This window comes from Arsenophonus endosymbiont of Bemisia tabaci Q2, assembly GCF_902713415.1.
GTDB lineage: Bacteria > Pseudomonadota > Gammaproteobacteria > Enterobacterales > Enterobacteriaceae > Arsenophonus.
This window is the reverse complement of record NZ_CACTIE010000115.1, coordinates 1-1525: the sequence shown is the minus strand read 5'-3', so window position 1 is coordinate 1525 and position 1525 is coordinate 1. Positions and strand designations below refer to the sequence as shown.

Annotated in this window: 5 protein-coding genes; 4 read left to right on the top strand and 1 reads right to left on the bottom strand. The window is 41.6% G+C overall.

Going from position 1 to position 1525, the window contains the following annotated elements; translation table 11 throughout:
- Positions 1 to 85 precede the first annotated feature (85 nt).
- Genes ARSQ2_RS06720 through ARSQ2_RS06705 form a run of 4 tightly spaced genes read left to right on the top strand, consistent with a single transcriptional unit; the run spans position 86 to position 997 of the window.
- Positions 86 to 280 (top strand): transposase, encoded by a 195-nt coding sequence (locus ARSQ2_RS06720; RefSeq protein ID WP_238334362.1) that lies wholly within the window; start codon positions 86 to 88, stop codon positions 278 to 280.
- On the top strand, positions 220 to 483 hold the full coding sequence (locus ARSQ2_RS06715; protein ID WP_181994804.1) for a hypothetical protein: 264 nt from the start codon (positions 220 to 222) through the stop codon (positions 481 to 483). The genes ARSQ2_RS06720 and ARSQ2_RS06715 overlap by 61 nt, the downstream gene beginning before the upstream one ends.
- Before the next feature lie 18 nt (positions 484 to 501).
- A complete protein-coding gene (locus tag ARSQ2_RS06710; RefSeq protein WP_181994803.1) occupies positions 502 to 843 on the top strand; it encodes a type III secretion system translocon subunit SctE in 342 nt (113 codons plus the stop codon).
- A complete protein-coding gene (locus ARSQ2_RS06705; RefSeq protein ID WP_181994802.1) occupies positions 833 to 997 on the top strand; it encodes a hypothetical protein in 165 nt (54 codons plus the stop codon). The genes ARSQ2_RS06710 and ARSQ2_RS06705 overlap by 11 nt, the downstream gene beginning before the upstream one ends.
- Before the next feature lie 136 nt (positions 998 to 1133).
- On the opposite strand, the gene ARSQ2_RS06700 is transcribed toward ARSQ2_RS06705, so the two are convergent.
- A complete protein-coding gene (locus ARSQ2_RS06700) occupies positions 1134 to 1454 on the bottom strand; it encodes a transposase (RefSeq protein ID WP_238334363.1) in 321 nt (106 codons plus the stop codon).
- Positions 1455 to 1525: the final 71 nt, after the last annotated feature.

The window sequence follows — 1525 nt, the reverse complement described above, 5'->3', positions numbered from 1 at the left end:
ATATTAACAGCGATGTTTTCTATGCATGGGTCACCCAAATCCTTATCCCAGTACTTCCTAAAAACAGTGTAATAACAGTGTAATCATGATGGATAATGAAACTTTTCACAAGAAACAGAGCATTCAACAAGTCATCATCGATGCGGGGCATATGGTGGAATATTTGCCTACCTATTCGCCAGATCTTAATCCAATTGAACATAAATGGGCAAAAGCTAAATGCAAAAAAAAAGCGCTCGGATGCGACACAGATATTTTGTTCGCACTCAATATGGTGTAATCAAAATTAAGTCGCTTAGCTATAACATTGTTAACCAACTTGATGAAGCAGAAAAAAGCCTATTCAGTTTAAAACTAGCTAGCTTTAAAACCTTAATCGATCTGGAATCACAGCCTTTTCCAAGCAGCGCCAAACTCACTTATCTAATAGCCAAAATGCGTGAATTGCTCGGTTCCTTCACCCTAGAAAGCATGAATAGTTAACGGGAAATTTTGCAAGAAATGCAACGAATGACTGAAATTCAGGCAGAAAAGCGAGCGCAGGGTATTGATGAAAAAATCCGTAAAGCAGAAGAAGCGCCTAAATGGTTCGCGATTGGCAGCCAAAATTTTTCCTGGCTAATTGCCGCCGCGGTTGGGGTGGTCGCCGCCGTCTTTACCGGTGGTGCCAGCCTGCCGCTAGCGGGGGGCAGCAGGCTGGCATCGTTTTACTCGCTGCTGATACCATCAGCCAGGCAGCAGGAGGCGGCTCCTTTATCAATAAAGCAATTAGCGCCAGTCGGTGAGTTGATGATGAAAATAACGCAAGAGATCTTCAACTTTTTATGCAATATTGCAATTTAGCGAAGCTAAATTATGGGGAGCATCAGAAAGTGAAATCGCCGAGCTGAAAAAACAAACCAAGGAAATAACCGACATTTTTGCTACCATTATCGTTAAATTAACATTAACAATGGTTGCTGCCGCCAGCCACCAGCCATTGGCTCAGCGAAATTAGCCAGTATAGCCGGTAAAATGATCGCTGATAAGCTTAAACGTGCCCTAAATCACTTGCTGGACAAAATGATCAATAATCTATTAACTAACTTAGCACGTATGGTAAGTAACAATATAGCTAAGCGACTTAATTTTGATTACACCATATTAAGTGCGAACAAAATATCTGTGTCGCATCCGAGCGCTCTTTTTTTGCATTTAGCTTGTGCCCATTTATGTTCAATTGGATTAAAATCTGTCGAATAGGTAGGCGAATATTCCAGCATATGCCCCGCATCGATGATGACTTGTTGGATACTCTGTTTCTTGTGAAAAGTTGCATTATCCATCATGATTACAGTGTTTTTAGGAAGTACTGGGATAAGGACTTGGGTGACCCATGCATAGAAAACATCGCTGTTAATATTGATATCAAATAATCCGATAGCAAACAGCGTTGTGCCCAATAAAGCGCCGATAATATTTGTTCTTCCTTTAGCTCCCCAGTTCTTGGGACCAACACACCGTTGACCTATTCGGGGAATAGCCG

Excerpts from the sequence above, each read along its gene's own strand:
- ARSQ2_RS06715 (WP_181994804.1), top strand. The coding sequence starts at position 220 with ATGCAAAAAAAAAGCGCTCGGATGCGACACAGATATTTTGTTCGCACT.
- ARSQ2_RS06720 (WP_238334362.1), top strand. The coding sequence starts at position 86 with ATGATGGATAATGAAACTTTTCACAAGAAACAGAGCATTCAACAAGTC.
- ARSQ2_RS06710 (WP_181994803.1), top strand. The coding sequence starts at position 502 with ATGCAACGAATGACTGAAATTCAGGCAGAAAAGCGAGCGCAGGGTATT.